Source organism: Streptomyces sp. NPDC048436 (assembly GCF_043200355.1).
Lineage (GTDB): Bacteria > Actinomycetota > Actinomycetes > Streptomycetales > Streptomycetaceae > Streptomyces.
This window is the reverse complement of record NZ_JBICXP010000001.1, coordinates 1,067,002-1,092,150: the sequence shown is the minus strand read 5'-3', so window position 1 is coordinate 1,092,150 and position 25,149 is coordinate 1,067,002. Positions and strand designations below refer to the sequence as shown.

The 25,149-nt window shown below is 70.6% G+C and carries 19 protein-coding genes; 5 read left to right on the top strand and 14 right to left on the bottom strand.

Going from position 1 to position 25,149, the window contains the following annotated elements; genetic code table 11:
- The first annotated feature begins 77 nt into the window (after positions 1–77).
- Genes ettA through ACGFX9_RS04945 form a run of 3 tightly spaced genes read left to right on the top strand, consistent with a single transcriptional unit; the run spans position 78 to position 2,921 of the window.
- A complete protein-coding gene (ettA, locus tag ACGFX9_RS04955) occupies positions 78–1,742 on the top strand; it encodes an energy-dependent translational throttle protein EttA (RefSeq protein WP_393464637.1) in 1,665 nt (554 codons plus the stop codon).
- 25 nt (positions 1,743–1,767) lie between these two features.
- Complete coding sequence (locus tag ACGFX9_RS04950; RefSeq protein WP_393464635.1) at positions 1,768–2,214, top strand: acyl-CoA thioesterase; 447 nt, start codon at positions 1,768–1,770, stop codon at positions 2,212–2,214.
- On the top strand, positions 2,211–2,921 hold the full coding sequence (locus ACGFX9_RS04945) for a hypothetical protein (protein ID WP_393464632.1): 711 nt from the start codon (positions 2,211–2,213) through the stop codon (positions 2,919–2,921). The genes ACGFX9_RS04950 and ACGFX9_RS04945 overlap by 4 nt, the downstream gene beginning before the upstream one ends.
- Positions 2,922–2,956: 35 nt before the next feature.
- Here ACGFX9_RS04945 and ACGFX9_RS04940 read toward each other — a convergent pair whose 3' ends face one another.
- Positions 2,957–3,370 carry a globin gene (locus ACGFX9_RS04940; RefSeq protein ID WP_393464629.1) on the bottom strand — a complete coding sequence of 138 codons (414 nt, stop codon included), beginning with the start codon at positions 3,368–3,370 and terminating at the stop codon, positions 2,957–2,959.
- 125 nt (positions 3,371–3,495) lie between these two features.
- Between ACGFX9_RS04940 and ACGFX9_RS04935 the strand changes: the two genes are divergently transcribed.
- Positions 3,496–4,470, top strand: coding sequence for a methyltransferase domain-containing protein (locus ACGFX9_RS04935; RefSeq protein WP_393464626.1), 975 nt, complete (start codon positions 3,496–3,498; stop codon positions 4,468–4,470).
- A gap of 18 nt (positions 4,471–4,488) precedes the next feature.
- Here the strand turns inward: ACGFX9_RS04935 and ACGFX9_RS04930 are convergent, their stop codons facing one another.
- From ACGFX9_RS04930 to ACGFX9_RS04870, 13 genes are all read right to left on the bottom strand, one after another.
- Positions 4,489–5,787 (bottom strand): FHA domain-containing protein, encoded by a 1,299-nt coding sequence (locus tag ACGFX9_RS04930; protein WP_393464624.1) that lies wholly within the window; start codon positions 5,785–5,787, stop codon positions 4,489–4,491.
- A gap of 100 nt (positions 5,788–5,887) precedes the next feature.
- Positions 5,888–7,231 carry a VWA domain-containing protein gene (locus ACGFX9_RS04925; RefSeq protein ID WP_393464621.1) on the bottom strand — a complete coding sequence of 448 codons (1,344 nt, stop codon included), beginning with the start codon at positions 7,229–7,231 and terminating at the stop codon, positions 5,888–5,890.
- Positions 7,232–7,323: 92 nt separating this feature from the next.
- Positions 7,324–8,706: a protein phosphatase 2C domain-containing protein gene (locus ACGFX9_RS04920; RefSeq protein WP_393464618.1), complete on the bottom strand. Its 1,383-nt coding sequence runs from the start codon at positions 8,704–8,706 to the stop codon at positions 7,324–7,326.
- A 2-nt stretch (positions 8,707–8,708) separates the two neighbouring features.
- Positions 8,709–11,306 carry a tetratricopeptide repeat protein gene (locus ACGFX9_RS04915; protein ID WP_393464615.1) on the bottom strand — a complete coding sequence of 866 codons (2,598 nt, stop codon included), beginning with the start codon at positions 11,304–11,306 and terminating at the stop codon, positions 8,709–8,711.
- Positions 11,303–12,622 (bottom strand): hypothetical protein, encoded by a 1,320-nt coding sequence (locus tag ACGFX9_RS04910; protein WP_393464612.1) that lies wholly within the window; start codon positions 12,620–12,622, stop codon positions 11,303–11,305. The genes ACGFX9_RS04915 and ACGFX9_RS04910 overlap by 4 nt, the downstream gene beginning before the upstream one ends.
- 39 nt (positions 12,623–12,661) lie before the next feature.
- Positions 12,662–13,663, bottom strand: coding sequence for a glutamate ABC transporter substrate-binding protein (locus ACGFX9_RS04905; protein WP_393464609.1), 1,002 nt, complete (start codon positions 13,661–13,663; stop codon positions 12,662–12,664).
- A gap of 17 nt (positions 13,664–13,680) precedes the next feature.
- Positions 13,681–15,138 (bottom strand): hypothetical protein, encoded by a 1,458-nt coding sequence (locus ACGFX9_RS04900; protein WP_393465649.1) that lies wholly within the window; start codon positions 15,136–15,138, stop codon positions 13,681–13,683.
- A gap of 255 nt (positions 15,139–15,393) precedes the next feature.
- The gene (locus tag ACGFX9_RS04895) at positions 15,394–16,410 is read right to left on the bottom strand and encodes an N-acetylglucosamine kinase (RefSeq protein WP_393464606.1); all 1,017 of its coding nucleotides are present in this window, start codon (positions 16,408–16,410) and stop codon (positions 15,394–15,396) included.
- On the bottom strand, positions 16,401–17,666 hold the full coding sequence (locus ACGFX9_RS04890; RefSeq protein WP_393464603.1) for a 6-phospho-beta-glucosidase: 1,266 nt from the start codon (positions 17,664–17,666) through the stop codon (positions 16,401–16,403). The genes ACGFX9_RS04895 and ACGFX9_RS04890 overlap by 10 nt, the downstream gene beginning before the upstream one ends.
- An 8-nt stretch (positions 17,667–17,674) precedes the next feature.
- Positions 17,675–18,595 carry a carbohydrate ABC transporter permease gene (locus tag ACGFX9_RS04885; protein WP_393464600.1) on the bottom strand — a complete coding sequence of 307 codons (921 nt, stop codon included), beginning with the start codon at positions 18,593–18,595 and terminating at the stop codon, positions 17,675–17,677.
- A gap of 6 nt (positions 18,596–18,601) precedes the next feature.
- Positions 18,602–19,537 carry a carbohydrate ABC transporter permease gene (locus tag ACGFX9_RS04880; RefSeq protein WP_393464597.1) on the bottom strand — a complete coding sequence of 312 codons (936 nt, stop codon included), beginning with the start codon at positions 19,535–19,537 and terminating at the stop codon, positions 18,602–18,604.
- 11 nt (positions 19,538–19,548) lie between these two features.
- Complete coding sequence (locus ACGFX9_RS04875; RefSeq protein ID WP_393464594.1) at positions 19,549–20,889, bottom strand: ABC transporter substrate-binding protein; 1,341 nt, start codon at positions 20,887–20,889, stop codon at positions 19,549–19,551.
- 66 nt (positions 20,890–20,955) lie between these two features.
- Positions 20,956–22,140, bottom strand: coding sequence for an ROK family protein (locus tag ACGFX9_RS04870; protein ID WP_393464591.1), 1,185 nt, complete (start codon positions 22,138–22,140; stop codon positions 20,956–20,958).
- A 302-nt stretch (positions 22,141–22,442) separates the two neighbouring features.
- Here ACGFX9_RS04870 and ACGFX9_RS04865 point away from each other — a divergent pair, with 302 nt between their 5' ends.
- Positions 22,443–24,422 (top strand): protein kinase, encoded by a 1,980-nt coding sequence (locus tag ACGFX9_RS04865; protein ID WP_393464588.1) that lies wholly within the window; start codon positions 22,443–22,445, stop codon positions 24,420–24,422.
- Positions 24,423–25,149 lie beyond the last annotated feature (727 nt).

The following is a 25,149-nucleotide window of genomic DNA, read 5'->3' as shown; positions in this document are numbered from 1 at the left end:
ACTGGTTTCCTCCGGGAGGTGGCCGTCAGGCAAGATGGGGTGTATCTGCCCACTCACTGATTGCCGGACGGTTTCTCTTGGCTGAGTACATCTACACCATGCGCAAGACGCGCAAGGCGCACGGCGACAAGGTGATTCTTGATGACGTCACCTTGAGCTTCCTCCCTGGCGCGAAGATCGGTGTCGTGGGCCCCAACGGCGCCGGTAAGTCCACGGTGCTGAAGATCATGGCCGGGCTCGAGCAGCCGTCCAACGGTGACGCGTTCCTCTCGCCCGGGTACAGCGTCGGCATCCTCATGCAGGAGCCGAAGCTCGACGAGTCGAAGACCGTCCTTGAGAACGTCCAGGACGGCGCCGCCGAGATCATGGGCAAGCTCAGGCGCTTCAACGAGGTCGCCGAGCTCATGGGGACCGACTACTCGGACGCGCTCATGGAGGAGATGGGCAAGCTCCAGGAGGACCTGGACCACGCCAACGCCTGGGACCTCGACGCCCAGCTCGAGCAGGCCATGGACGCGCTCGGCTGCCCGCCCGGCGACTGGCCCGTCACCACCCTCTCCGGTGGTGAGAAGCGCCGCGTCGCGCTCTGCAAGCTCCTCATCGAGGCGCCCGACCTGCTCCTCCTCGACGAGCCCACCAACCATCTCGACGCCGAGTCGGTGAACTGGCTGGAGCAGCACCTGTCGAAGTACGCGGGCGCCGTTGTCGCCGTCACTCACGACCGGTACTTCCTCGACAACGTCGCCGAGTGGATCCTTGAGCTCGACCGTGGCCGCGCCCACCCCTACGAGGGCAACTACTCCACCTACCTGGAGAAGAAGCAGACCCGCCTCAAGGTCGAGGGCCGCAAGGACGAGAAGCGCGCCAAGCGGCTCAAGGAAGAGCTCGAGTGGGTGCGGTCCAACGCCAAGGGGCGTCAGGCCAAGTCCAAGGCGCGTCTCGCTCGCTACGAGGAAATGGCCGCCGAAGCCGACAAGATGCGGAAGCTGGACTTCGAGGAGATCCAGATCCCGCCGGGTCCGAGGCTCGGTTCCATCGTCGTCGAGGTCGAGAACCTCTCGAAGGCCTTCGGCGACAAGGTCCTCGTCGACGACCTCAGCTTCTCGCTGCCGCGCAACGGCATCGTCGGCATCATCGGCCCGAACGGCGCGGGCAAGACCACGCTGTTCAAGATGTTGCAGGGGCTTGAGACGCCGGACTCCGGCAAGATCAAGATCGGTGACACGGTCAAGGTCTCCTACGTCGACCAGGGCCGCGCCAACATCGACCCGAAGAAGACCCTTTGGGCGGTCGTGAGCGATGAGCTCGACTACATCAACGTCGGCCAGGTCGAGATGCCCTCGCGGGCCTATGTGAGTGCCTTCGGGTTCAAGGGGCCCGACCAGCAGAAGCCGGCCGGCGTGCTCTCCGGTGGTGAGCGCAACCGCCTCAACCTGGCGCTGACCCTCAAGGAGGGCGGCAACCTGCTCCTCCTCGACGAACCGACAAACGACCTCGACGTCGAGACCCTGTCGTCGCTCGAGAACGCGCTCCTGGAGTTCCCCGGCGCGGCCGTGGTCATCTCCCACGACCGGTGGTTCCTCGACAGGGTCGCCACGCACATCCTCGCGTACGAGGGCGACTCCAAGTGGTACTGGTTCGAGGGCAACTTCGAGTCGTACGAGAAGAACAAGGTCGAGCGGCTCGGCGCCGACGCGGCCCGTCCGCACCGTGCCACCTACAAGAAGCTCACCCGAGGCTGAGGTCGAGACTGAGGCTGGGATTGACATGAGTCGGCATATCTACAGTTGCCCCCTCCGATGGTCGGACATGGATGCCTTCGGGCACGTCAACAACGCCGTCTTCCTGCGGTACTTGGAAGAGGCGCGGATCGACTTCATGTTCCGGCTGGCACCGGGGGACGGCAGCCCGTCGTTCTCGGGCGGGTCCGTCGTGGCCCGTCATGAGATCGACTACGTACGGCCGTTGGTCCACCGGCACACGCCGGTGACCATCGAGTCGTGGGTGACGAAGATAGGCGCTGCCTCGCTCACCATCTCGTACGAGGTCAAGGACCCCGACCAGGTGTACGTGCGGGCCACGACGATCGTCGTCCCGTTCAACCTGGAGGCGCAGCGGCCGCGGCGGATCACCGCCGAGGAGAAGGCCGTGCTCCAGCGGTACATGGACGATGACGGCGACGACGCCGGGGGTACGGAGGCGCTCGTCGCATGACGGCGCAGCTGCACTTCGCCGATGCCGGGGAGGCGGGGGATCTCGCCGCCTTCCTGGCCCGGCTGATCCACTACGACAAGGCGGCCGCGGTCCGTCTCCAGGCGGCGGGTGACACCCTCGCCGTCTTCGGCCGCCCGCCGTCCTTCGAGGTGCTCGCCATCCGTACGGCGCGCCTCGCGAAGCCGTACGAGTACGGGCTCGACTCCTCGCTCGACGTCACCGTGTCCGCCGGTGAACTCCTCGAAGCCGTGGGGGAGTCGGCGGAGTCCGTCGAGTCGGCGGGCGTCGCCTTCGTGCCGCAGGCCGTCACCGGGCCGCCCTGGGCCGGAGTCCTGCCGCCTCGCGGTGGCTGGCAGCCGGAGCGGGGGCTGCCGCCGGTGGACGCGGTACGCGCCCTCGTGGCCGCCGCGGTCGCCGAATTCAAGTCCCGGGTCGAGGAGTTGCCGCAGGAGCGGCGCGTCCGGGCCGAACTCGACAGGGTGGGGCGGGAGATCTGGTCCCGGACCATCGGCGATACGGGACTGCCCGTGCGGGCCGCTCATGCCGCCCATGCCCTCGGGTTCCTGCGGGGGGACTCACTGGACCTGCTTGCGTCCGGGGCGTGGCTGCGGCTGCGTACGGACTACGGATCCGTCGCCGTACGACGAGCCGGTGCCGGATCTGGTGTCGGAGCCGGTGTCGGGGGACTCTCCGTCACGCCCGCGTAGGGTCACGCCGCGCGGGAGAGGCCCCCGGGAACCGCTCAGCCCTCGGAGTTGACCATGGAAGCCGCCGCATACGTCAGGTAGTTCCACAGCGTCCGCTCGTGCTCCTCGGAGAGCTTCAGCTCCTCCACCGCCGCCCGCATATGCGTGAGCCAGGCGTCGTGCGCGGCCCTGTCGACGGTGAAAGGGGCGTGGCGCATCCGCAGCCGGGGATGCCCGCGGTTGTCGCTGTACGTGCGGGGGCCGCCCCAGTACTGCATGAGGAACAGCGCGAGGCGCTCCTCGGCCGGGCCCAGATCCTCCTCCGGATACATCGGCCGCAGCAGCGGGTCCTCCGCGACCCCCTGGTAGAAGTGGTGCACCAGGCGCCTGAAGGTCTCCTCGCCGCCGACCTGTTCGTAGAAGGTCTGCTCCTGAAGCGTGCCGCGCGGGATCTCGTTCACACGGTCCATGGTCTCAGACGGGGCGACCGAGGACGGAAGACTTAGGACCGGCCGTCCGCCGCGAGGACCGATCTCCTCCGGATCGCTACGTTCTGCCGCTCGCATCGCGGGCCAAACCGCAGCACAGTGGCTATATGGGACCCACAGACGAGCCGATTCTCGCCGCGGAGGCCGGATCCGCTCTGGTGCGCGAGATCGAGGCGAGCGGCGCCTTGGCGCGCGACCCCGCGCTCCGGGCGGCGTTCGAACATGTCCCGCGGCACCTGTTCGTGCCCTATTACTACGTCCCCTCGGCGGGCGGCGGCTACGAACGCCTGTGGGGCGAGGACCCCGACCCGGCCCGCCGCGCACGCTGGCTGCAGGGCGCCTACGCCGACTCCCCGCTCGCCACCCGCGTACGCGACGGAGATCTGCTCTCCTCGAGCAGCCAGCCCTCCCTGATGGCGAAGATGCTGGACGAGCTGGATCTGCGGGACGGCGACTGTGACGTACTGGAGATCGGGGCGGGCACCGGCTACAACGCGGCCCTGCTCGCCCACCGGCTCGGCGAGGAACACGTCACCACCGTCGACCTGGACCCGGAGATCACCGAGTCCGCGCGGCGGCATCTCACGGCCGCCGGATACCACCCGGCGGTCGTCACCGGCGACGGCGGCGCCGGGTGCCCCGAGCGCGCTCCGTACGACCGGATCATCGCGACCTGCTCCCTGCCCTCGGTGCCGCGCCCCTGGCTGGCCCAGTGCCGCCCAGGAGCCCACATCCTCGCCCCGCTGGCCACCGGCCTGATCAGGCTGACCGTGCGCGACGCCGAGCACGCCGAAGGCCGCTTCCTGCACACCCCCGCGTACTTCGTGCCGCTGCGGGGCGGCAGCACAAGGGCCCCGCACGAGCAGCACCTCGGGGGGCTGCCACGCAGGGCCCTGCAGAACGAGCTCTTCCGTTTCCTCCTGGAACTGACCGCGGGCAGCCTCGACCCCTACGAGGCCCTCGCCCTGTGGCAGCGCGAGGGGCGCCCGGCGCGCGAGCGGTTCGGGGTCACCGTCAGCGGGCCGCACGAGTGGGCCTGGCTTGACGACCCCGAAGGGCCGTACGCCTGGCCACTCGCGTGAGCCTTCGGGGCCCGTCGCTCAGCTGTGCCGGATCGTGATCGTCGTCCAGGCGCCCACGTGCACCCGGTCGCCGTCCTGCAGCGGCACCGGGACGAACGGCTGGATGGGCTCCTCGCCGTTGTTGACCGTGGTGCCGTTGGTCGAGTTCTGGTCGACGACCGCCCAGCTGCCGTCCGGCTGCTGGACCAGGACCGCGTGCTGGTGCGATACGCCCGGGTCCTCCGGCGGCACCGACAGGTCGATGTCCGGGGTGTCGCCCGTGGAGTGGCGGCGGCGGCCGATCGTGATCTGGTTGCCGGCCAGCGGGCGCTGCTGCTCGGGCGAGTACGCGGGCAGGTTCAGGCCCGACGCCTCGGGACCGCTGCGGTGCATCATCGCCATGAAGTACTCACGGTCGGGGCCGATCGTCGCCGACCAGGTGACCGTGCCGGTGGCCGGACCCGGCACGGCCTGGAAGCCGGGAGGCCCCTGCGGCGCCTGGGTCTGCGGGGGCGGCGGCTGCTGGCCCCACTCGCCCTGCTCGGGAGCGCGCGGGGCGCCGGGGCCCGGAGCCGACGACGAGGGCGGCGGGAGCATCCAGTCGTCGCCACCGTCACCGAACGGCGCACCGCCGGGGCCGGAAGGACCCGGCCCGCCGTGCTGCGGAGGCGGAGGCGGCGGAGTCCCCGTCTCCTGCGGGAACGCGGGCGGCGCAGACGCACCCTGCTGCTGGAAAGGCTCCGGCTGCTGGAACGACTGCGGGAAAGCCTGCGGAGGCTGCCCCTGCGGGTCGCCGCTGTACGGCGGAGGCACCTGCCCGGACGGATTGCCGTTGCCGCCGCCATTGCCGAACGGCGGAATCGGCTCGGCGGGCCGGTTCATCTGCGAGGGCCGCGAGCCCTGGTACCCGAACGGGTCCTGCCCCGGCTGCGTGCCCGCGGGCGGGCCCTGCTGCTGGAACTGCTGCGCCGGGTTGGGCGCGGGCGGGTGCGGGGCGGCCGGGGTGTACGACGTCGCCGTATTCGTCAGGAAGTTCCACCGGCACTCCTCGCAGAACGGCGCGTTCGCCTCGCGGGGCGTGCGGCACTGCGGGCAGAGCTCGGCCTCGGCCGCCTGGTCGGGCACGGCGGACAGATGCGGGCGTCCGGAGCCCGGCTGCGGATAACCGGGGTCCTGCTGCGGGAATCCGGGGTCCTGGCCGGGGCCCGGCGGCGGATAGCCGTAGCCGGGAGCGGCCGGGGGCGGCGGGGGAGGCGGTACGGCACCGGCCATGCGGTGACCGCAGACCTCGCACCAGTCGTCGGAACCCGACTGGTGTCCGTTCGGGCAGGTCGGCATGTCGGCGCTTCCCCCTCTCCTTCTCCGGCCCGAGGGCCGTACGTGCTGCTGTGGGGCTACTTGACGGGCATGTGTGGGGCTTTCGGCACCTGCGTGCCGGTTACTTCTTCACGCGAACAGTCTTCGTCGACCGCGTCTCGAGTGTCATCTCGTCGGCCTCGGCAACCCTCGCCTTCAATCGAACAGTACCTGCCACGGCGTCGACCACGTCGACCACCTTCGAAAGCAGCTTGGCGGTGTCCGCGTTCCCCGAGGCGCTGGCGAGCTGAACGGCGCGGCCCAGTTTGGCCGTTGCTCCGTCGATATCGCCCGACTTGCGCGCGTCGAGGCCCTGCTGGATGACCTGGGCCAGTTCCGCCTGGCCGGTGTAGTGCGCCACCTGCGGGTTGATCGACGTGGAGGCGGACATGTCGTCCGTCCACACGGCCCGTACGAGCCCCTGGGAGAGCGTCTGGGCGCTGCCGTCCGGCTGCGGCACGATCAGTGAGACCCGGGCCGCGAGCATCTCCTGGCCCAGCTCGGCGCCCGGCACCTCGACGCAGACGTGGTAGTCGCGGGACTCGTCGCCCCAGGACCCGGTGGGATAGTCCCCGGCGCGCGGTCCCGCCTCCGTGCGGCGCTCGGTCAGCTCCTCGACCGTGGGCGCCACCTGCTTGACGAACTTGATCCGCACGCCCATCGGCGTCCACAGCCGCAGGCTGACGTCGGCGACCTCCTTGCCCATCGCCGTCTCCATCATCTGCGTGAAGTCGGCGGCCAGGCCCGAGGGGTCGGCGACGATGTCGGAGGTGCCGAGGAGCGCGGACGCGATGCCGGTGACCTCCTTGACCTCCCAGTCGGTGCCGACGCCGCGTGCGTCGCAGGTGAAGCGGCCCGCGCAGGCGTCGAGGGAGGCTTGCAGGTCCTCGGGTGACTCGTGTTCGTTGCGGCCGTCCGTCAGCACGATTCCGTGCCGGATCGAGACGTCGGCCGAGGACAGGAGCCGGTCGGCCAGACGCAGCCAGGTGCCGATCGCCGTGCCGCCGCCCGCGCTGAGCTTGCGCAGCGCCTGCTTGGCGTCGGCCCGGGTCTGGGCATCCGCGACCGCGAGGCGGCCATTGCCCGGGTAGACCTCTTTGGCGACGTGGGTGCCGCCGATCACCGCGAAGTGAACTCCGTCACGTACGGCGTCGATCGCGGCGGATGTCGCGTCACGGGCACCGCGCATCTTCGTCGGCGGGTAGTCCATCGAGCCCGAACAGTCGACCATGATCGCCACGGCCGCGTCCGGGGTCTGACCCGTCGAGTACAGATGCGGGGCGCTCACCGCGGAACCCACCGTGCCGCCGCCGGTCGAGGTGACCGTGGCGATCGCGTTGACCTCGCGGGCGCCCTCCGGGAGGTACTCGTTCTGGTACACGTCGACCGAGAACTGTGGCACGTTCGACTTCGAGAATTTGGCCATGGATCCCTGCTCCCCCTAGACATTCCCCCCGGCTTCCCCAAGCCGGGGGGTGACGAGTGCGCGTGTCGGTCGGCCCGATTCGGGCCCCTTCGCTAGGCGGATCCTGCCCCTTGCGGCACCACACGGAACGGCAGAATCGCCACTGTTACGTTGTCGTGGCCGCCGCCGTCCAGGGCGTGGCCGACCAGGACCTGGGCGCTGTGCAGCGGACGCAGGGCGGAATCGACGGGTACGGCACGCGCCATGTCCTCCACCGCTTCCGCGTAGTTCCACAGTCCGTCCGTGCATACGACCACTACACCCGCACGGTCCGGCTTGAAGGAAGCGGTGTGCGGCTCCAGTTCGTACGCGTCGGCGCCGAGCCAGCCCGTGATGGCGTGCGCCCGCTCGTCGGCGTACGCCTCCGCCTCGTTCATCAGGCCCGCGGCCACCATCTGTGCGGCCCACGAGTCGTCCTCGGTGAGCCGGACGGTCGGGCCGCCGCGGTCGTCGGGAACCCAGTAGGCGCGGCTGTCGCCGACCCAGCCGACGACCAGGAGGCCGCCCGCGACGATGGAGCCGACGAGGGTGCACGCGGGGGCGTTCTGGTGCGGGGAGTGCTCCCTGGCCTGAGTGGGCTCCGCCGCAAGGGCGTTGACCGCGTCGGACGCCGCGAGGATCGCGTCGTGCATGGCCTGCTGCGGGTGGGTGCCGCGCGGCAGGGCGGCGAGCAGCGACTCGTTGGCCGCGCGTGACGCGGCGAGCGAGGCCTCGTCGGGGCGGGTCGCGGAGGAGACGCCGTCGCAGACGATCGCGATGACGGCGGGCGAACCGTCGGGCAGCGCGGCCGACGAGATCGCGAACGCGTCTTCGTTGCGGTGGTGGCGAAGGCCACGGTCGCTGACCGCGGCGACCGCGTCCAGCTCCTGCTCCATGTGGTCGCGCTCGCGCGGCTGGGCGTGCCCGCAGTTCTCGCAGTAGCCGTCCGGGTCGACGCGGCCCGAACGGCAGGCCACGCAGAGCTTGGTGCCCGCGGGCGGCGTGGGGTCGGGAACCACCGTGCGGGGGTCGGCGGGCTCGGGGACGCCGGGGGCGGGCAAGGGGTACTCGTCCGGTTCGGCGGGGCGCTCGACGGGCTCGTCCGTACGCACGTCCGGTACGCCGTGGGGGTGCCGCGCTGCCTCGGCGTCCTGTGTGTTCGGGGCGAGTTCGCCGCCCGCCGAGTCCGTGCCCGGCAGGTCGGTGGGCAGGTGCGCGGGCACCGGCACGTCCGAACTGTCCGCCGCCGGGGCGGTGGGCCACTGTGACGAGGCGCCGGGGGCTCCCGCCTGCGCCGAGCCGTTCATCGCGACGGTGGGGCGGTCGTCCGAGCCCGCCGGCTGCGCCGACAGGTCGTAACCGCACGCGCCGCAGAACAGGTCACCCGTTTCCAGCGGTTCTTCGCAGCCGGGGCACGTATCGGCGGCCCCGGCAGTCTGCTGGTGCATCTGCGACATCTTCACACCCACGTCCGAGGGCGGAAACGGTTGGCCCGTTCCACCAGTTCGATCCTCTCCTGGCCACCCTGTGCGAGCCGGGCGAGCGTTCGGTACGAGCGCTCCAGGCCGAACCGGAGGCCGCGCTCGTCCAGGTCGCTGCCGAGCAGCACGGTCCGCGCGCCGCCCGCCGGTGCAGCGGGTGCTGCCGGTGGTGCGGTGGCGTGACCAGAGTGCCTACCGGAGAGTACCCAGTCCAACGCGGTGCCAAGGACCTCGGTGGAGAGCCGCTCACGGCGCACGGCGTCGAGGCCGAAGCCCGCGAGGGCCTCGACCTGCCCCGCCGCAGCCGTCAAGTCGTCGAGGAAGTCGAGGAAAGCGCCGCCGGACGACGGCGTGGTGTCCGGCGTCATACGGTGGCGCAACCGCGCCCGCACCGCGGCGACCCGGGCCGCCGTGTAGTGGATCGAGGCCTCGGGCACCGACTCCAGGGTGTGCACGGCACCACGCCGGTCGTCCGAAGCGAGCTGTACGCGGGCCAGGCCGAACGCGGCGCTGACATAGCTCGGGTCGGTGGCCCACACCAGGCGGTAGTACTCGGCGGCGTTGTCCAGCTGTCCCAGGACCTCCGCGCAGACGCCGAGGGCCAGCTTGGGCGCGGGCTCGCCGGGGAACGCGTCGTACACGGCGTCGAAGGACAGCGCCGCGTTCTCGTGGTCGCCGGTGGCGAGCGAGGCGACGCCGCGGTACCAGACCACCCGCCAGTCGTCCGGATGCTTCACTTCCAGCTCGGTCAACGCCTGGGCCGCGGCGGCCAGTTCACCCATGGCCAGGCGTGCGCGCAGCCCGCGCAGCCGCAGCTCCACGGAGTCGGCGGGCGCGGCCCGCAGCGCGGTGATCAGCTCGGCGGGCGCGGAGGCCATGAGCCCGGCGAGGAACCCGGCGTTCGGGTCGTTCGGGTCGACGCGCGGCACCGGCAGGGCCAGGCCCGTCGCGGCGGCGTCGAGGTCACGCACGATCCGGGCCCGCGGGGCGGCCGGCGGGACAGGCGCCACCTGCGCCGCGAGCGCCGGAGAACCGTTGCTCTCGCCCGCCGTCAGCGCGGGGCGCCCCTTGCGCCGCCCCGTGGGCAGCGCGCGTACCCCGAAGTGCGACACGTCCCCGGTCAGCTCGGCGAACAACTCGGTGTCCGTGACCTTCACTTCGGGCCCGAACAGCGTGGAAAGCGCGGGCCGCGGCCGTCCCGTCTGGAGGGCCACTACCTCCCTCAGGACGCCCGTGAGCTGCTCGGCCATTTCCTGCGCGGAGGCGAACCTGCGGGCCGGGTCGGGGTCCGTGGCGCGTACGAGGAGGCGGTAGAACGACTCGTACGTACGGAAGACCTCGATGTTGTCGGGGTCCGGCAGGGAGTCCACGAAGACGTTCGTGTAGCCCTGGAAGTCGAAGGTCAGCACCGCCAGGGTGCGCGCCACCGTGTACAAGTCCGAGGCCACCGAGGGGCCCACCTCGGCGACTTCGGGGCCCTGATAGCCGACCGTGCCGTAGATCGCCGACTCGTCGTCGTCCATGCGGCGGACCGCGCCCATGTCGATCAGCTTGAGCTGGTCCTCGGTCTGGATGGCGTTGTCGACCTTGAAGTCGCAGTACAGGAGATTGCGGCTGTGCAGGTGCCCCAGGGCTTCGAGCGCCTCGATGCCGAACGCGCAGGCCTGCTCGACCGGCAGCGGATCACGCTTGCCCAGCGCCGTGCGGCGGTCGTTGGCGATCTCCTTGAGGGACTTGCCGCCGACGTACTCCATGACGATGTAGCCGTCCATGGAGCCCGTGCGCTGGTCGAGGTGCTCGACGAAGTTGTAGATGCGGACGATGTTGCTGTGCTCGATCTCGGCGAGGAAGCGCCGCTCGGAGATCGCGGCGGCCATCGCGTCCTGGTCGCCCGTGTCGAGCAGGCCCTTGAGGACCACCCAGCGGTCGGAGACCGCGCGGTCGACGGCGAGATAGACCCAGCCGAGCCCGCCGTGCGCCAGACAGCCCACCACTTCGTACTGACCGTGCACGATGTCGCCGGCGCCCAGCTTCGGCACGAACGAGTACGGGTGCCCGCACTTGGTGCAGAACCCCTCGGTGCGGCCGGGCCGCTCACCGCGCGAACGGCCCACCGGCGCCCCGCAGTCGGAGCGCGAGCAGAACCGCTTCCGCTCGGGAACCTCGGGGTTCTCCTGCACCGCCTGGCGCGGATCGGGGCGCGGCACCTCGGGCACTTGCACCAGACCCACGCCCAGCCTGCTGCGCGCCGATGAACCCGCCGCCGAGCCCGAGCTGCGCACGGAGACCGAGCGGGACGTCGAGCTGCCGGACAGGGAACGCGAGAGGCGCCCCGAGACCGACCTGCGGGACGACTGGGACCGCGAGGAGCGGGATGACGCGCGTGAACTGGACCGTGAGCTGGAGCTGCCCGACCCCTTGCCGCCGCCCGTGATGCCGGTCGGGGGAGAGTTCACCAGGCCGTTCGGTGAGACCACGGGGGCAAGGCCGCAGGTGTCGCAGTACAGCTCGCCGCCGCCCACGTCCTCGTACGACCCCGTGCATCCGGGACGCTGGCACTCTTGCTGCTCACTCATGCTTCCCCCCTCCGGTCTGTGGGGCCGCCCGGTTGCGGCACCCTTGATGCGAGGACTTCGGCGGCCGCCTGCTGATAGCGGAGCACCGCCTGCTCGGCCACGCGCAGGTCGCAGGGCGCGCTCCACAGCATCCGGCGCGCCGCGTCGTACCGCTCGACCAGGAGCGGGTCCTCGGCGAAGCCGAGCCGGCCGACCTTCGCCTTGTAGGCGTCCAGGCGCCCGCGCAGCTCGGCGCGGACCGCGAGGGGCTGGGTGACGGCGCTCAACGACTCGCGGGCCCGCATGAGTTCGTCCTCGGCCTTCTCCTCCAGGGATTCCAGGAGCGGGGAGAGCCGGTGCCACTGGGCGTGCCTGCGGTAGTCGGACGCCTTGGCCAGCTGCTCCTGCAGCGCGGTCGACGGGCCGCTGACCGCGGGCACCTCGGACGCGGCGATCTTGGCGAGGACCTCACCGCGCGCGGAGCGTGCCTCGGCCAGGGTGCGGTCCGCGCGCGAGAGCACGTCACGGAGCCTGCCGAGCCGCAGCTCCGCGTCCTGCCGGACGGTGAGCACCGCGTCGATCTCACGGCGTACGTCCTCAAGGGCGCGCGCCTCACGGTCGTACCGGTCGGTGTGCGGCCGGCCGCCGCCGGGCGCCGAACTGCCCGCGGCGGGCTGCCAGAAGGCCAGGGGGTCGGAGATCACCTGCTCGCGCAGGAGCGTCAGCTCGGCCGTGATCCGCTCCAGGTCGTCGCCCGCGGGGTGCTCCCCGGGACGCACTCCCACGGAGTGGGCGAGCTGGCGGGTGCGGTGCAACTCGGCGGCAAGCAGGTCTATGCGGGCGGGCAGCGCGGACCACACCGCGTCGGCGGCGACGACCATGTCGAGCGAGTGCGCGTACAGGTCGTTCATCCGCGAGACGAGCTCGGCGAGCGTGAAGCGTTCGGTGAGCTTGGCGGGTCCGGTGATCGAGGCCGACGGCGCGGGGGCGGCGCCGCCGGCGACGGTGACGCTCTCACCGCGCAGCAGCTCGGTCAGCTCCACCAAATCGTCTCTGCTGGGCCAGCGTCTGCGGGCCCGCAGCTCACGCGCCGCGTGCAGGGCGGCGGCGTACGCGTCGAAGTATGCCCAGAGCAGCGTGATCTGCTGCTCCGTGGCCTGCCAGCGCTCCTGTGTGGTGCCGGTGAGACCGGCGCCTTCGAGGAGTCTGCGGCCCGCGTGATCCTGAAGGGCGAGGAGCGAGGTCTCGATCGCCTCGTGCTCGGCGTCGAGCCGCGCCAGCGCACGGTCCACCTCGTCCCGGTCCATCACAGGACCGGGGGGTCCCGCGACGCTCATCGATCACCTCTCCGCTCTGCGTTGCTGTGCATGTGAGGCTCAGTCGCTGTACTTCGGCGCGGGCGGTCCCGCCGATTCGCCGAGGCCCGGCTTGAGCCACTTGTCGTACGACTTCTGCCAGCCGCTGTCGCGGTAGTCGTCCAGGACCTGGTTGACCCGGCGCACCAGGTCGTCCTTGCCGTCCTCCGGCTTCTTCATCGCCACGCCGTAGTACTCGGTGTTGAGCGGGGCGTCACCCTTGAGTTCGACCGTCGGGTCCTGTGCGGCCTGGCTCGCGGCGAGCGCGCTGTCGGTCACCACGGCGTCCACCTCACCGAGCTGGAGCCTTACCAGGCAGTCGAGTTGGTTCGGCACCGTCGTACCGATGTCGGCATCGAGGCCCTTCTTCTTGAGCTCCTCCAGCTGGGCGAGCGCGGTGGAACCCTTCGCGGAGCAGACCTTCTTGCCGTCCAGGGAGTCGTCGAACCCGGTGATGTCGGAGGACTTGGGGGCGAGGACCTGCTGGCCGGTCTTGAAGTAGGCGGTGGAGAAGGTGACGTCCTTCTCCCGCTCACAGGTGATCGTCATGGTCCGTACGACCATGTCGACCTGGCCGCTCTGGATCGCCTTGACCCGCTGATTGGTGGGGATGGCGCGGAAGAGCACGGCGTCGCGGTCGCCGAGGATGTCCTCGGCGATCTTGTGCGCGAGGTCGATGTCGAAGCCTTCGAGCGTCGCCGTCTTCTTGTTCGGGTCGCGATAACCCCAGCGGTAGCTGTTCTGGTCGACGCCGACGATGAGCTTCTTGACCTCGCGGTTGCGGATGGCATCGATCGTCGGGCCGTCCTTGCCCGAGGGCGAGAGGCTCGCCTCCGGGTCCTTGCACTCATCGGCGCGCGCGGGTCCCGCCGCGGAGGCGCGGCTCGCGGCGGTGTCCCCGGGGTCGGCCGCGCTGCCCGCTTCGGGCAGCACAAGGACGAGGGAGCCCGTGAGGGCGCAGGCCACCGCCATGGTGGCGGCTCCACCCCAGCCGCGCAGCCTCGCCAGTCCTCGCGTACGCATCGTCCGCTCGCCCCCTCTCACCGGTACTCCGACAGCCTGCGGCCGACGCCGAGCACGGCGCCCGCCGCGGCGAGCACCGCGAGCACGGCGGCGCCGACGGGCAGTCCGGCCATGGCGCCCTTGCCGTCCTCGGCCGCCTGCCTGAACTCGCTCCGCTCGTGCTCCAGCGCGTCTTCGAGCGCCTTGTCGACATTGTCGAAGCACTCGCCGGTGGGCTCGTCGCTCTTGTCGCCGACGACCTTGGCGAGCGCGCCCTTGTAGTCACCCGCGTCGTCGCTGTTGCGTGCGGTCTTGTGGCGGTCCTTCCAGACCGAGACGTTCTTCGCGGCCGCCTCGACGGGATTCTTGCCCTCGGTGTCGTCGGCGATGTCGGCCGCCCTGCCCAGGAGCCCGCTGTCGACGGTGCCGAGCTGCTTCATCTGCGTCTGGTAGTCGACGTCGAACTTGTCCTTGATCTCCTTGGCCCTGCCGACCTCGACGGTCTCCGCGCCGCGGCTGACCAGGGTGAGGTTTTCGTTGCCGCGTGCCTTGAGCGAGCTGATGCGGGCGTCGTTCAGGACGTTCAGGGACTTCACGCCGTGGTCGTACGAATCATTCAGCCCCGAGCGCGCGAAGGTGTGCCCGGCGACGAGCCACAGGAGGACGACCGTGGAGGCGGTCGTCGCGGCGACCAGGCCGTGGTTGAACACCCGGTTCGTGCGGCGGTAGTTGCGCCGCTGGGCCCACGCGAGGCCGCCGATGGCGACCACGCCGAGGCCGATGGCGAACCAGGGGTAGGGCTTCGCGTCGGCGTAGTCCGAACTCAGCCGCTGGTTCTCCGCGGTGTAGAGCTTCTCGGCTGCCGGAAGCATGTCGGTCTGCATCTTGTCGTTGGCGTACCGCAGATAGGCGCCGCCCAGCGGGAGGCCCTGGCGGTTGCTCGCGCGGGCCCGCTCGATCAGGCCCGTGTACTCCGGGAGCAGCTTGTTCAGCTTGCTGACCGAGGCGGCGGCCGACGAGCCCGAGCCCGCGTTCGACGCGGCCATCGCCAGCTTCTCGGATGCCGTCTTGATGTCGCGCTTGTACCGGTCGCGCAGGTCGGCGGGTTCCTGGCCGCCCGAAAGGAAGCCGCTGGAGGCCGCCGTGTTGGCGTCCGCGAGTGAGCGGTAGATGGCCGCGGCGTCGTCGCTCAGCGGCTGGCTGCGGTTCAGGACGTTGTCCGCGGCGGCCGAGCGGTCGGACATCTGCCAGGTGGTGACCGCGCCGAACGCCACGACGAGCAGCGCGATGACGGCGCCGATGATGCGCAGCTTGCCCGGTTCAGTCGTCGCGGCGGCGCGCAGCCGGTCCCGGCCCTCGACCCAGGCGGGACGGCGGGGCGGAGCGGGCGGCGCGCCCGGTGCCACTGGCCCGGAGCCCGCCTGCGGCGGGACGGCGGGCATCGTCGGCGCGGCCAGTCCCGGCGGCGCGGCGCTGCCGTTCGGCGGGTATGTCACCTCGACCTCGACCTCCCCCTTGGTCATCGGACGTTCACTTCCTCCCGGCATCCGCGGTGCGGGAAGAAGCTCACGGCCGCAAGTATCGCCGCAGGGACTGACATCCGCACAGGCATTGACTGGATCTTGTTCGGATCATCATCTCCGGATCACTGCCTGTGAATCGGCCCGCACGGCTCGCGCGAAGATCGCGCACCACCCCTGCCCTTGAATACGCGATTCAGTACGGTTCGGTTCCCGGCCGGGCCAACGGGCTCAGCCGCCCCAGGTTCCCACGTCCCCGGCACCCTGCGCCGCCTCGTAATGCCCCCGCACGCGCGCGTGCACCTCGACAGGTGCTCCCACCTGGTCGAGGCCGAGCAGTGCCGCGCCGAGGACGGGGCGGGCGGCGACCACGCGGGGCACCGCCTTGGGGGCCCGGTCGGCGAGCAATGCCCGGACGCGGTCGTCCAGTTGCGGGTGGCGTGCGGCCAGGACGCTGCCGCCGAGCAGGACCGGGGTCTCCTCGCCGAGCAGGCCGAGGCGGTCCAGGGCCACGGTGGACATGGCGACGACCTCGTCGGCCATCCGGTCCACAAGGGAGCGCGCCACCGCGTCGCCCGCCGCCGCCGTGGCGAAGAGCACCGGCGTCAGTTCATGCCGCCGTACCGGGGCGATGGAGCCCAGGTGCAGCGCCTCGATCAGCGCGTACATCGACGCAAGGCCGAAGTGCGCGGGCAGCGCCTCGCGCAGCGCTGTCGCCTCGCCGCGGCCGTCCTCGGCCCGCGCCGCGTACCAGAGCGCCTCCTCGGCAAGGCCCCCGCCGCCACCCCAGTCGCCGGAGATCCGGCCGATGGCGGGGAAGCGCGCCGTGCGCCCGTCCGGCAGCATGCCCACGCAGTTGATGCCCGCGCCGCACACCACGGCCACGCCCCGCGGCTCGGCGTCCTCCAGGAGACCGGCCCGCAGCACGGCGAAGGTGTCGTTGCGTACGTCGACCCCCCGCCCCCAAGCCCGTCGCCGTAGCGCCGCCGCCAACTCCCGCTCCTCGACGGGAAGATCCGCGTTGGCCAGGCACGCGGACACATGGCCGACGGAGTCGACGCCCGCCTCGGTGAACGCCCGCGTCACCGCATCCGCCAGGATGTCCACCGCGGCCTCGACCCCGACCTGGGGCGGCTGGAACCCGCCGCCGCGTGCCGAGCCGACGACCTCGCCGCCGGCCGCGATCACCGCGACGTCGGTCTTGCTGTTGCCCGCGTCGATCGCGAGCACGCTCGTGCCTACGCCCACGCCAGGTGCTCCCGGTTGTGCGCGATCAGCCGGTCGGTGAGCGCTTCCGCCTGCGCGTACTGGCCGACCAGCGGGTGGGCGAGCAGCGCCTTGAAGACGCGGTCGCGGCCACCGTGCAGCGCGGCCTGGAGGGCCAGGTCCTCGTACCCGGTGACGTTCGCGATCAGACCGGCGTACAGCGGGTCCAGCTTCGGGACGGCCAGCGGCTTGGCGCCCTTGCCGTCGACCGTGGCCTGCACCTCGATGACCGCGTCGTCGGGCAGGAACGGCAGCGTGCCGTTGTTGACGGTGTTGACCACCTGGTAGGGGCTGCCGCCGTTGCCGAGCAGCGAGGCCGCCAGGTCCACGGCGGCCTCCGAGTAGAAGGCGCCGCCCCGCTTGGCGAGCAGCTCCGGCTTCTCGTCGAGCGTCGGGTCGCCGTACATGGCCAGCAACTCCCGTTCCATCTCGGCCACTTCGGCGGCCCGCGACGGCTTGGTCCGCAGCTCTTCGACCACCGCGTCGTGCTGGTAGAAGTAGCGCAGGTAGTACGAGGGCACGACGCCGAGCCGGTCGACGATCTCGCGCGGCATACGCAGGTCCGCGGCGACCGCGTCCCCGTGCTCGGCGAGCAGCCTGGGCAGGATGTCGTCGCCGCCAGGACCCCCCAGACGTACGCCCGTCTCCCACGTCAGATGGTTGAGCCCCACGTGATCGAGGTGCACATCGCCCGGCGCGACGTCGAGCAGCCTGGCGAACTTGCGCTGGAAGCCGATCGCCACGTTGCACAGGCCTACGGCCTTGTGCCCGGCCTGGAGCAGCGCGCGCGTGACGATGCCCACCGGGTTGGTGAAGTCGATGATCCACGCGTCCGGGTTCGTACGCCGTACGCGCTCGGCGATGTCGAGGACGACGGGCACGGTGCGCAGGGCCTTCGCGAGGCCGCCCGCGCCGGTGGTCTCCTGGCCGACGCAGCCGCACTCCAGGGGCCACGTCTCGTCCTGCTTGCGGGCCGCCTGGCCGCCGACGCGCAGCTGGAGGAGGACCGCGTCGGCGTCCGCGACGCCCGCGTCCACGTCGGACGTGGTGCGGATGAGGCCAGGGTGGCCCTGCTTGGCGAAGATGCGGCGGGCGAGGCCGCCCACCAGCTCAAGACGGTCGGCGGCCGGGTCCACGAGGACCAGTTCCTCGATCGGCAGGGAGTCCCTCAACCGCGCGAATCCGTCGATGAGTTCGGGTGTGTAGGTCGACCCTCCGCCGACCACTGCGAGCTTCATATCGGTTCTCAGCCCTTTACTCCGGTGAGGGTGACGCCTTCGACGAAGGCCTTTTGCGCAAAGAAGAAAATGAGGATGACGGGGGCCATGACGAGCAGTGTCGCGGCCATGGTCATGTTCCAGTTGACGCTGTGGGCGCTCTTGAAGGATTCGAGGCCGTAACTCAGCGTCCAGGCCCCGGGGTTCTGGGCCGCGTAGATCTGCGGTCCGAAGTAGTCGTTCCAGCAGTAGAAGAACTGGAAGAGCGCGATGGCCGCGATGCCCGGCTTGGCCATCGGCACGACGATCTTGACCATGGTGCGGAACTCGCCGCAGCCGTCGACCTTCGCCGACTCGATGTACTCCTTGGGAATGGTGAGGAGGAACTGCCTGAGCAGGAAGATCGAGTACGCGTCTCCGAACGCCATCGGGATGATCAGTGGCCACAGCGTGCCCGAGAGGTGGAACTGCTGGGCCCACACCAGGTACATCGGGATCACGATGACCTGCGGCGGCAGCATCATCGTCGAGATGACGAGCATCATCGCGGTGCGCCGGCCGCGGAAGCGGAACTTGGCGAGCGCGTACGCCACGGGGATCGCCGAGCAGACGGTGAAGAGGGTGCCGAGGCCCGCGTACATGATCGAGTTGCGCCACCAGTCCAGGAAGCCCGGCGTCTCGAACACCGCCTTGTAGTTCGACCAGTGCCAGGAGTTGGGCCACAGGTCACCGCTCATCGCCTGCGAGTCGCTCATCACCGACGTAAGGAAGACGAAGACGAACGGCAGGACGAAGAGCAGCGCGACGGCTATCGCCACGCTGTGTACGGCGATCCAGTGCAGGATCCGCTTGCGGCGGGCCCGGGCGGCGGCGGGGCCGCGTTGTCTCGACGCGGCGGGGACGGGCGTGGTGGGCGCGGAGAGAGTCGTGGTGGTACTCGTCGTTGTCATGAGTCCTCAGTCCTCCGCCGCGAGGAGCCCGGAGCGCTTGCGCATCAGGAGCATCGTCACGGCCATGGCGATGGCGAAGAGCACGAGCGAGAGCACGCACGCGGCACCGGTGTTGAAGTTCTGGAAGCCCATCTGGTAGACGAGCTGGGGGACCGTGAGGGTCGAGTGGTCCGGGTAGCCGGGCTGGACCACCGAGCCGGGGCCGATGTTGACGCCGGACGCGACCTTCCCCGCGACCAGGGCCTGCGTGTAGTACTGCATGGTCTGCACGACGCCCGTGACCACCGCGAACATCACGATCGGTGTGATCGCGGGCCAGGTCACGTAGCGGAACTTGCTCCATGCCCCCGCGCCGTCGAGCTCGGCGGCCTCGTACTGCTCCTTGGGCACGTCGAGCAGCGCCGCCATGAAGATGACCATCAGGTCGCCGATGCCCCACAGGGAGAGCAGGACGAGCGAGGGCTTGGCGGTGTCCGGGTCGTTGAACCAGTTGGGCCCGGAGATCCCGACCGCGTCCAGGATCTCGTTCACCGGGCCCGTGCCGGGGTTGAGCAGGAAGACGAAGGCCACGGTCGCGGCCACCGGCGGCGCGAGATACGGGATGTAGAAGGCGGTGCGGAAGAACCCGGCCCCCGTCTTGATCTTCGTGATGAGCAGCCCGAGCGAGAGCCCGAAGACCACCCGCAGGGCCACCATGATCACGACCAGCCAGAGGGTGTTCCACAGGGCGGGCCCGAACAGCGGCATCTGCTCGAACACGTACTTCCAGTTGCGGAGGCCCACGAAGGTGGGCTCCTTGATCTGGTTGTAGTGCATGAACGAGAAGTAGACGGTGGCGAGCAGCGGATACGCGAAGAAGACGCTGAAGCCGACCAGCCAGGGGGAGAGGAAGCCGAGCGTGCGCAGTCTGCGGCGCGCGGGGTTGGAGAGTTGCAGTGCCATGGCTCGGGTCCTCAGCTCTTCGACTGGAGGGTGTCGGCGTCGATCTGCTCGTCGAGCTTCTTCAGGCCCTTGCGCAGATCGCCCATGCGCCCGGCCTCGACGGAGTACGCGAAGTCCATCAGCGAGAGGACGTAGGCGCCGCCGTTGACGGAGGGCGGCAGGGCCTTGCTGTGCTTGTTCGCCAGGATGTCGAAGAAGGCCCGGAAGGTCGGATCGGCGTCCAGACGTGGCGACTTGAGCGCCGCGAAGGTGGAGGGCACGTTGTGGATGGCGTTCGCGAAGTTCACGACCTGATCGGTGTCCGCGGTCAGGAACCTCACCAGCTCCCACGCGGCGTTCTGATGCTTGCTGCTGTGCGCGATCCCGGCGACGGTGCCGGTGATGAAGCCGCGCCCGTACGTCTTCGCCTGGTCGTCGGGAACGGGCAGCGGCGCCACGCCCCAGTCGAACTTCGGCTTCGCCTCGTCCAGCATCAGACCGCGCCACTCGCCGTCCAGGTGCATCGCCACCTTGCCGGTGAGGAAGGCGTTCTGGCTGGACATCTCGTCGCCGAAGGACATCCGGAAGCGCTCAAGGTCGTTGAAACCGCCTTGCGCGTCGGCGAGTTGGCGTGCGGTCTTGAAGAACTTGTACGTCTTCGGCTCGTCGGCGAGGTGTGACTTTCCCTCGGCGTCGAAGTACTCGGGGCCCCACTGCGCGAAGAGGCGGTCCGGACTGTTCTGGTAGAAGCGGAAGTTGGGCAGATACCCGACCTGCTTGTACGAGTGCTGACCGCTGCGAAGGGTCAGCTTCTTGGAGACCTTCTCGAACTCGGACATGGTGCGCGGGGGCCGCTTGATGCCCGCCTTCTTGTAGGCGTCCTTGTTGTAGTACATCCCGTAGGCGTCCGCGAGGAGTGGGAGGGCGCACTGGTTGCCCTGGTAACTCGTGTAGTCCAGAAGCGTCTTGGGGAAGACCTTGCGCTTGTCCAGGCCGGTCTTCTTCATGAACGGATCCAGGTCCGCCCACATCCCGGAGTCGCAGTACTGGCCGACATTGTTGGTGGTGAAGGACGACACCACGTCCGGGGCCTTGCCGCCGCCCGCCCGCAGGGCCTGGTTGACGGTCTCGTCGGAGACGTTCCCGGTGGCCTTCACCTTGATGTTCGGGTGCAGCTTCTCGAAGCGGTCGATGCTGTCGTTGACGGCCTTGACCTCGCCGGGCGTCGACCAGCCGTGCCAGAACTTCAGGGTGACCGGCTCGGTCGGGTCGTCGTTCGCGCTGCCGACGCTCGGGTTGGCGCAGCCGGAGAGCAAGAGGCCGGCTGCGGCGAGCGCCGCGGACGCGCAGGTGGGCATGCGCCATCGCGGCATGGCGGACTTCCTTTACGGGGAGGGGAGTTGAGGTTCTTCGAGGCTGTGGGCGGGGAGGGGGCGGGCTCAGGCGGTGTCGAATACCTGGTCGCGGGCCTGGGTGAGGGCCGAGCGGAGTGCGCCGGTGAGGATCGGGTCGCCGTCGAGTTCGCTGATGCGGATCTGCGGGCGGGGCAGCGCGAGCCCGGTCAGCTCCTCCTCCACCCGGAGGCGCAGCTTGTCGCCGCCCGCCTGGGCCACCGAGCCGGAGAGCACCACGAGTTCGGGGTCGACGACGGCGACGACCGCGGCGATGCCGGTGGCGATACGCCGTGCCACCTCGTCGAGCACGGTGTCGTCGGCGAAGGCGTCCGCCAGGGTGGCCTCGCCGCCCGCCAGTGCACGGACGACCGGTGCGGAGACCAGACTCTGGAAGCCGCCGCCCCCGTCCGGGCCACGGGTGGCCTCGGGGCCGCCGTGCGCCAGGGGAGCGCCCGGCAGCGGCATGTAGCCGATCTCGCCCGCGCCGCCGGTGGCGCCGCGCAGCAGGGTGCCGCCGAGCACGATGGCGGCGCCGACGCCGTCGTCGAGCCAGGTGAGCACGTAGTTGTCGTTGTCCTGGGCGGCGCCCTCGTACTGCTCGGCGACGGCGGCCAGGTTCACGTCGTTCTCGATGACTACGGGTGTGCCGAGTACGGCGGCGAGGTCGTCGCGCAGCGTCCGCGAGTGCCAGCCCGGCAGGTGCGGGGCGTACCGCAGCTCGCCGGTGTGCGGGTCGATGGCGCCGGGGGTACCGATCACCGCGGCCCGCAGGTCGTCGTGGCCGAGTCCCGCCTGGCGCAGCGCCTCGTCGACGGCCTCCGCGACCAGTTGTGCGGTGCGGTGGCGCACGTCCTCGGCGACGGCTTCCGCCTCGACGCGGGCCCGGCCGATGACGGTGCCGGTGATGTCGGCGACGAGTGCGGTGATCCCGGTGGGGTCGGCGGAGAGCGCGGCGACATGGGCGGCGCCCGGGTCGATCTCGTACAGCAGGGCGTTGGGTCCTGGCCGTCCGCTGAGGCTGCCGGTGGTGTGCACGAGCCCCGCGGTCTCCAGGCGCCCGAGGAGCTGCGAGGTGGTGGGCTTGGAGAGGCCGGTCAGCTCGCCGATGCGGGTGCGGGTGAGCGGCCCGTGGACGACGAGGAGATCGAGTACGGCACGGTCGTTCATGGCCCGCAGGACGCGAGGCGTGCCCGGGGTCCCCGGAGTGCTGCCTGTGCTGCCTGCTGCCATGGGGACGCCTGCTTTCAGGGGTTCGGGAGCTCTCCGAGCTCGGTGCGGCGCAACTGTTAGGAAACTTTCCAATTGGTGAGGACCGTACGGTCGGCGTGAATGAGCCGTCAATAGCGCACGCCCTCGCGGCAACCAACTCGTTACCTGCGGGGGCGGGGTGGTGCCCCAGGGGAGCTCCTCCATCAGCTGGGCAGAACCGTCCCCCCTGTTTCAGGCGTCCCGAACTTCACCGGCGGATCGACTGCGCCTATTCTCACGTCAGTTCGACCGACCAGGCGGGGCTAGCGGGGGACCAGACCACCATGACCAGTGCGACCGGCGGGGGCCGTGACAAAGATGCAGCCGAGGGCATCGGCGGTGACGACGGCGACGGCGACGACGACCTGAGCGGCGGCATCAAACCGCTCACGGCGGCCGATCCGGCCCGCATCGGGCCCTATCTGCTGCTCGGGCGGCTCGGGGCGGGCGGAATGGGGCGGGTCTACCTCGCCCGCTCCGAGAGCGGCCGCACGGTCGCGGTGAAGGTCGTCCACGAAGAGCACGTCACGAACGCCCAGTTCAGGGCCCGCTTCCGCCGGGAGATCGACGCCGCGCAGCGCGTCGGCGAGCGCTACACCGCGCCCGTCCTCGACGCGGACTCGGATGCCGAGTTCCCGTGGGTCGCCACCGGATACGTCCCCGGCCTCTCCCTCGAACAGGTCGTACGCGGCCACGGCCCCCTCCCGGTGAAGTCGGTCCACGCGCTCGCCGATGGGCTCCTGCACGCCCTCAAGGACATCCACTCGGCAGGAATCGTCCACCGGGACCTCAAGCCGTCCAACGTGATGCTCACCGTCGAGGGCCCCCGCGTCATCGACTTCGGCATCGCGCGCGCCATGCGGACGTCCTCCGTCGAGTCGCTCCTGACCAGCACCGGCATGGTCATCGGCTCGCCAGGCTTCATGGCCCCCGAGCAGATCCGCGGCCAGAGCGCGGGCCCGAAGAGTGATGTGTTCACGCTGGGCTGCGTGCTGACGTACGCCGCCACGGGCGTCCTCCCGTTCGGGAACGGGGTGAGTAACCAGCACGCGGTCATGTACCAGATCGTCGAGGCCGAGCCGGGCCTGGACAAGGTGCGTGATGAGGGGCTGCGGGCGCTCATCGCGCGCTGTCTGACCAAGGAGGTCGACGAACGCCCGGGCGTGGACGAGCTGTTGGCGGAGGTGGGGCGCGCCCGCCCACTGACGGCGGCGGCGTCCTGGCTGCCCGCCGAGGTCGTGACGCACCTGGCCCAGCAGGCGGCACGGCTCCTGGACGCGGAGGTGGCGGAGCCGGTCCGGGAGGAGGCGCCGCAGGTCGCCGGGACCCTCGACCGGGAGACGGCGCGGCTCCGCCGGGAGGGGGCGGCCCCTGGGGTGGCGGTGATCGCGGCCGAGGGCACAGCGGCGGGTACCTCCGCTCAGGAGCACAAGCGGGCCAGGCGCCGCCGCCCGCTGGTGATCGCGCTGCCGGTCGTCGCCGTGCTCTCCGTGGGCGGCGGCACGTTCGTGGCGCTGCAGCCGTTCGGCGGCGACAGCGACGACCAGGCGTCACCCCCGTCCAGCAGCGCGCCGGCGGCACCGGGCCCGGACGGGTCGGGGTCGCCCAGCGGTTCACCGTCCAAGGACGGCAAGGAGGGTGGCGACCGGAAGGACAAGAAGGACAGGGGCGGCAAGGACGGCGCGGACGGCAAGGACGGGGAGAACGCGGGGGACGGCGAGGGCGGCGAGGACTCGAAAGGGGCGGGAGGCTCGGGCGGTTCATCGGGCAGCGGCTCTGACTCCGACTCCGGCTCCGGCTCGGGCTCCGGCTCGGGCTCCTCGGGAAGCGGTACGTCACCGGGAGGCTCGTCCGGCAGTGGTAGCGACTCCGGTTCCGGCTCGGAGGGCGACGGCGGCTCGGGTGACTCCGGCTCCGGCGGGGGCGGTTCGGGCAGCGGAGGCACGGTCCCGGCGTTCTTCTCCGACTCCTGGAGGTTCGGGGGTGACTACAACATCGGGCAGCCGGACAAGGTGACCATTTCCGGGAGCGGCACGGTCCGCCTGGTCATGGAGAGCAATACGTCGTGCACGTACTCCGCCAAGGTCACGTCCACGGAGAGCCAGGGCAGCCGGATCAACGTCGGCACGGCAAGCTTCGTAGGCGACAGGCCCCCCTTCTGCTCGGCGACGCTGGACCCCTCCTACTTCACGATCAACGGCAACGGAATCCAGCACAACGTGGGGCCTTCCCATGGGGAGGGGTATTACTACAAGCGGGCGTGAGGGCTGTGCGTCTGGGGGCGGGGCTCGGTCTGGGCGGTGGCTTTGGGTGGGTCGGGGGCGTTGATGGTCACCGGTGCCGCCCGGCTCTCGGGAGTGTGGCGCCTCCGGCGGCCCAGTAAAGGGCGCTCCTGCGTCGCGTCGGCTACGCCGATTCCGCTGCGCTTCACCCTTGACTGACCCACCTCCACCGCAGGAGCTTTTGTTGGCCGGGCGGCCGGGGTGGGGTCGTGTGGGGACGTGGGTGGGCTCGTCGGTTTTCCTGCCATCTGCGGACTGGTTCTTCCGGGGTGGCCGTCAGGGGGAGGGGCGGGGCCAGGCGGGACGGTTGCGGTTTCCTGCGGCGTGCGGACTGGCTCTTCTTGAGCGGGCGTCACGGGAAGGGCGAGGCCCAGTTGCCGGGGGTGCTTCGGTGGGTGGAGGTGCGGGTGTGTGCGGCAGGGGGAGAGGCGAGAGGGCTCGGGCTTAGCGGGGTGAGGCCGGAGGCGGCCGGCCGGTCACCGGCCTCGGCGATGGGGAGGGGGTGGCCGAGGTGCGTGTGACTGGTGGGACCTCACGGGCCGCTCCCCAGCCTGACATATCGGGCATCTGGGGTGGTTGGAGGGGTGATTCGGAGCGAGTTGCAGAAAAGTTCCACGGTTCAGGGTCTGGGGCGGCGTGCCGTGGAACTTTTCTGCATTCCGGTCTCCGGTCCCGCCCTCCCATTCCGCAAGCCGCGATCCATCTCCCC

What these genes read in the sequence shown, in the direction of transcription:
- ACGFX9_RS04950 (WP_393464635.1), top strand. Translation starts at nt 1,768, where the DNA reads ATGAGTCGGCATATCTACAGTTGCCCCCTCCGATGGTCGGACATGGAT.
- ACGFX9_RS04945 (WP_393464632.1), top strand. Translation starts at nt 2,211, where the DNA reads ATGACGGCGCAGCTGCACTTCGCCGATGCCGGGGAGGCGGGGGATCTC.
- ACGFX9_RS04940 (WP_393464629.1), bottom strand. Translation starts at nt 3,370, where the DNA reads ATGGACCGTGTGAACGAGATCCCGCGCGGCACGCTTCAGGAGCAGACC.
- ACGFX9_RS04935 (WP_393464626.1), top strand. Translation starts at nt 3,496, where the DNA reads ATGGGACCCACAGACGAGCCGATTCTCGCCGCGGAGGCCGGATCCGCT.
- ACGFX9_RS04930 (WP_393464624.1), bottom strand. Translation starts at nt 5,787, where the DNA reads ATGCCGACCTGCCCGAACGGACACCAGTCGGGTTCCGACGACTGGTGC.
- ACGFX9_RS04925 (WP_393464621.1), bottom strand. Translation starts at nt 7,231, where the DNA reads ATGGCCAAATTCTCGAAGTCGAACGTGCCACAGTTCTCGGTCGACGTG.
- ACGFX9_RS04920 (WP_393464618.1), bottom strand. Translation starts at nt 8,706, where the DNA reads ATGTCGCAGATGCACCAGCAGACTGCCGGGGCCGCCGATACGTGCCCC.
- ACGFX9_RS04915 (WP_393464615.1), bottom strand. Translation starts at nt 11,306, where the DNA reads ATGAGTGAGCAGCAAGAGTGCCAGCGTCCCGGATGCACGGGGTCGTAC.
- ACGFX9_RS04910 (WP_393464612.1), bottom strand. Translation starts at nt 12,622, where the DNA reads ATGAGCGTCGCGGGACCCCCCGGTCCTGTGATGGACCGGGACGAGGTG.
- ACGFX9_RS04905 (WP_393464609.1), bottom strand. Translation starts at nt 13,663, where the DNA reads ATGCGTACGCGAGGACTGGCGAGGCTGCGCGGCTGGGGTGGAGCCGCC.
- ACGFX9_RS04890 (WP_393464603.1), bottom strand. Translation starts at nt 17,666, where the DNA reads ATGAAGCTCGCAGTGGTCGGCGGAGGGTCGACCTACACACCCGAACTC.
- ACGFX9_RS04885 (WP_393464600.1), bottom strand. Translation starts at nt 18,595, where the DNA reads ATGACAACGACGAGTACCACCACGACTCTCTCCGCGCCCACCACGCCC.
- ACGFX9_RS04880 (WP_393464597.1), bottom strand. Translation starts at nt 19,537, where the DNA reads ATGGCACTGCAACTCTCCAACCCCGCGCGCCGCAGACTGCGCACGCTC.
- ACGFX9_RS04875 (WP_393464594.1), bottom strand. Translation starts at nt 20,889, where the DNA reads ATGCCGCGATGGCGCATGCCCACCTGCGCGTCCGCGGCGCTCGCCGCA.
- ACGFX9_RS04870 (WP_393464591.1), bottom strand. Translation starts at nt 22,140, where the DNA reads ATGGCAGCAGGCAGCACAGGCAGCACTCCGGGGACCCCGGGCACGCCT.
- ACGFX9_RS04865 (WP_393464588.1), top strand. Translation starts at nt 22,443, where the DNA reads ATGACCAGTGCGACCGGCGGGGGCCGTGACAAAGATGCAGCCGAGGGC.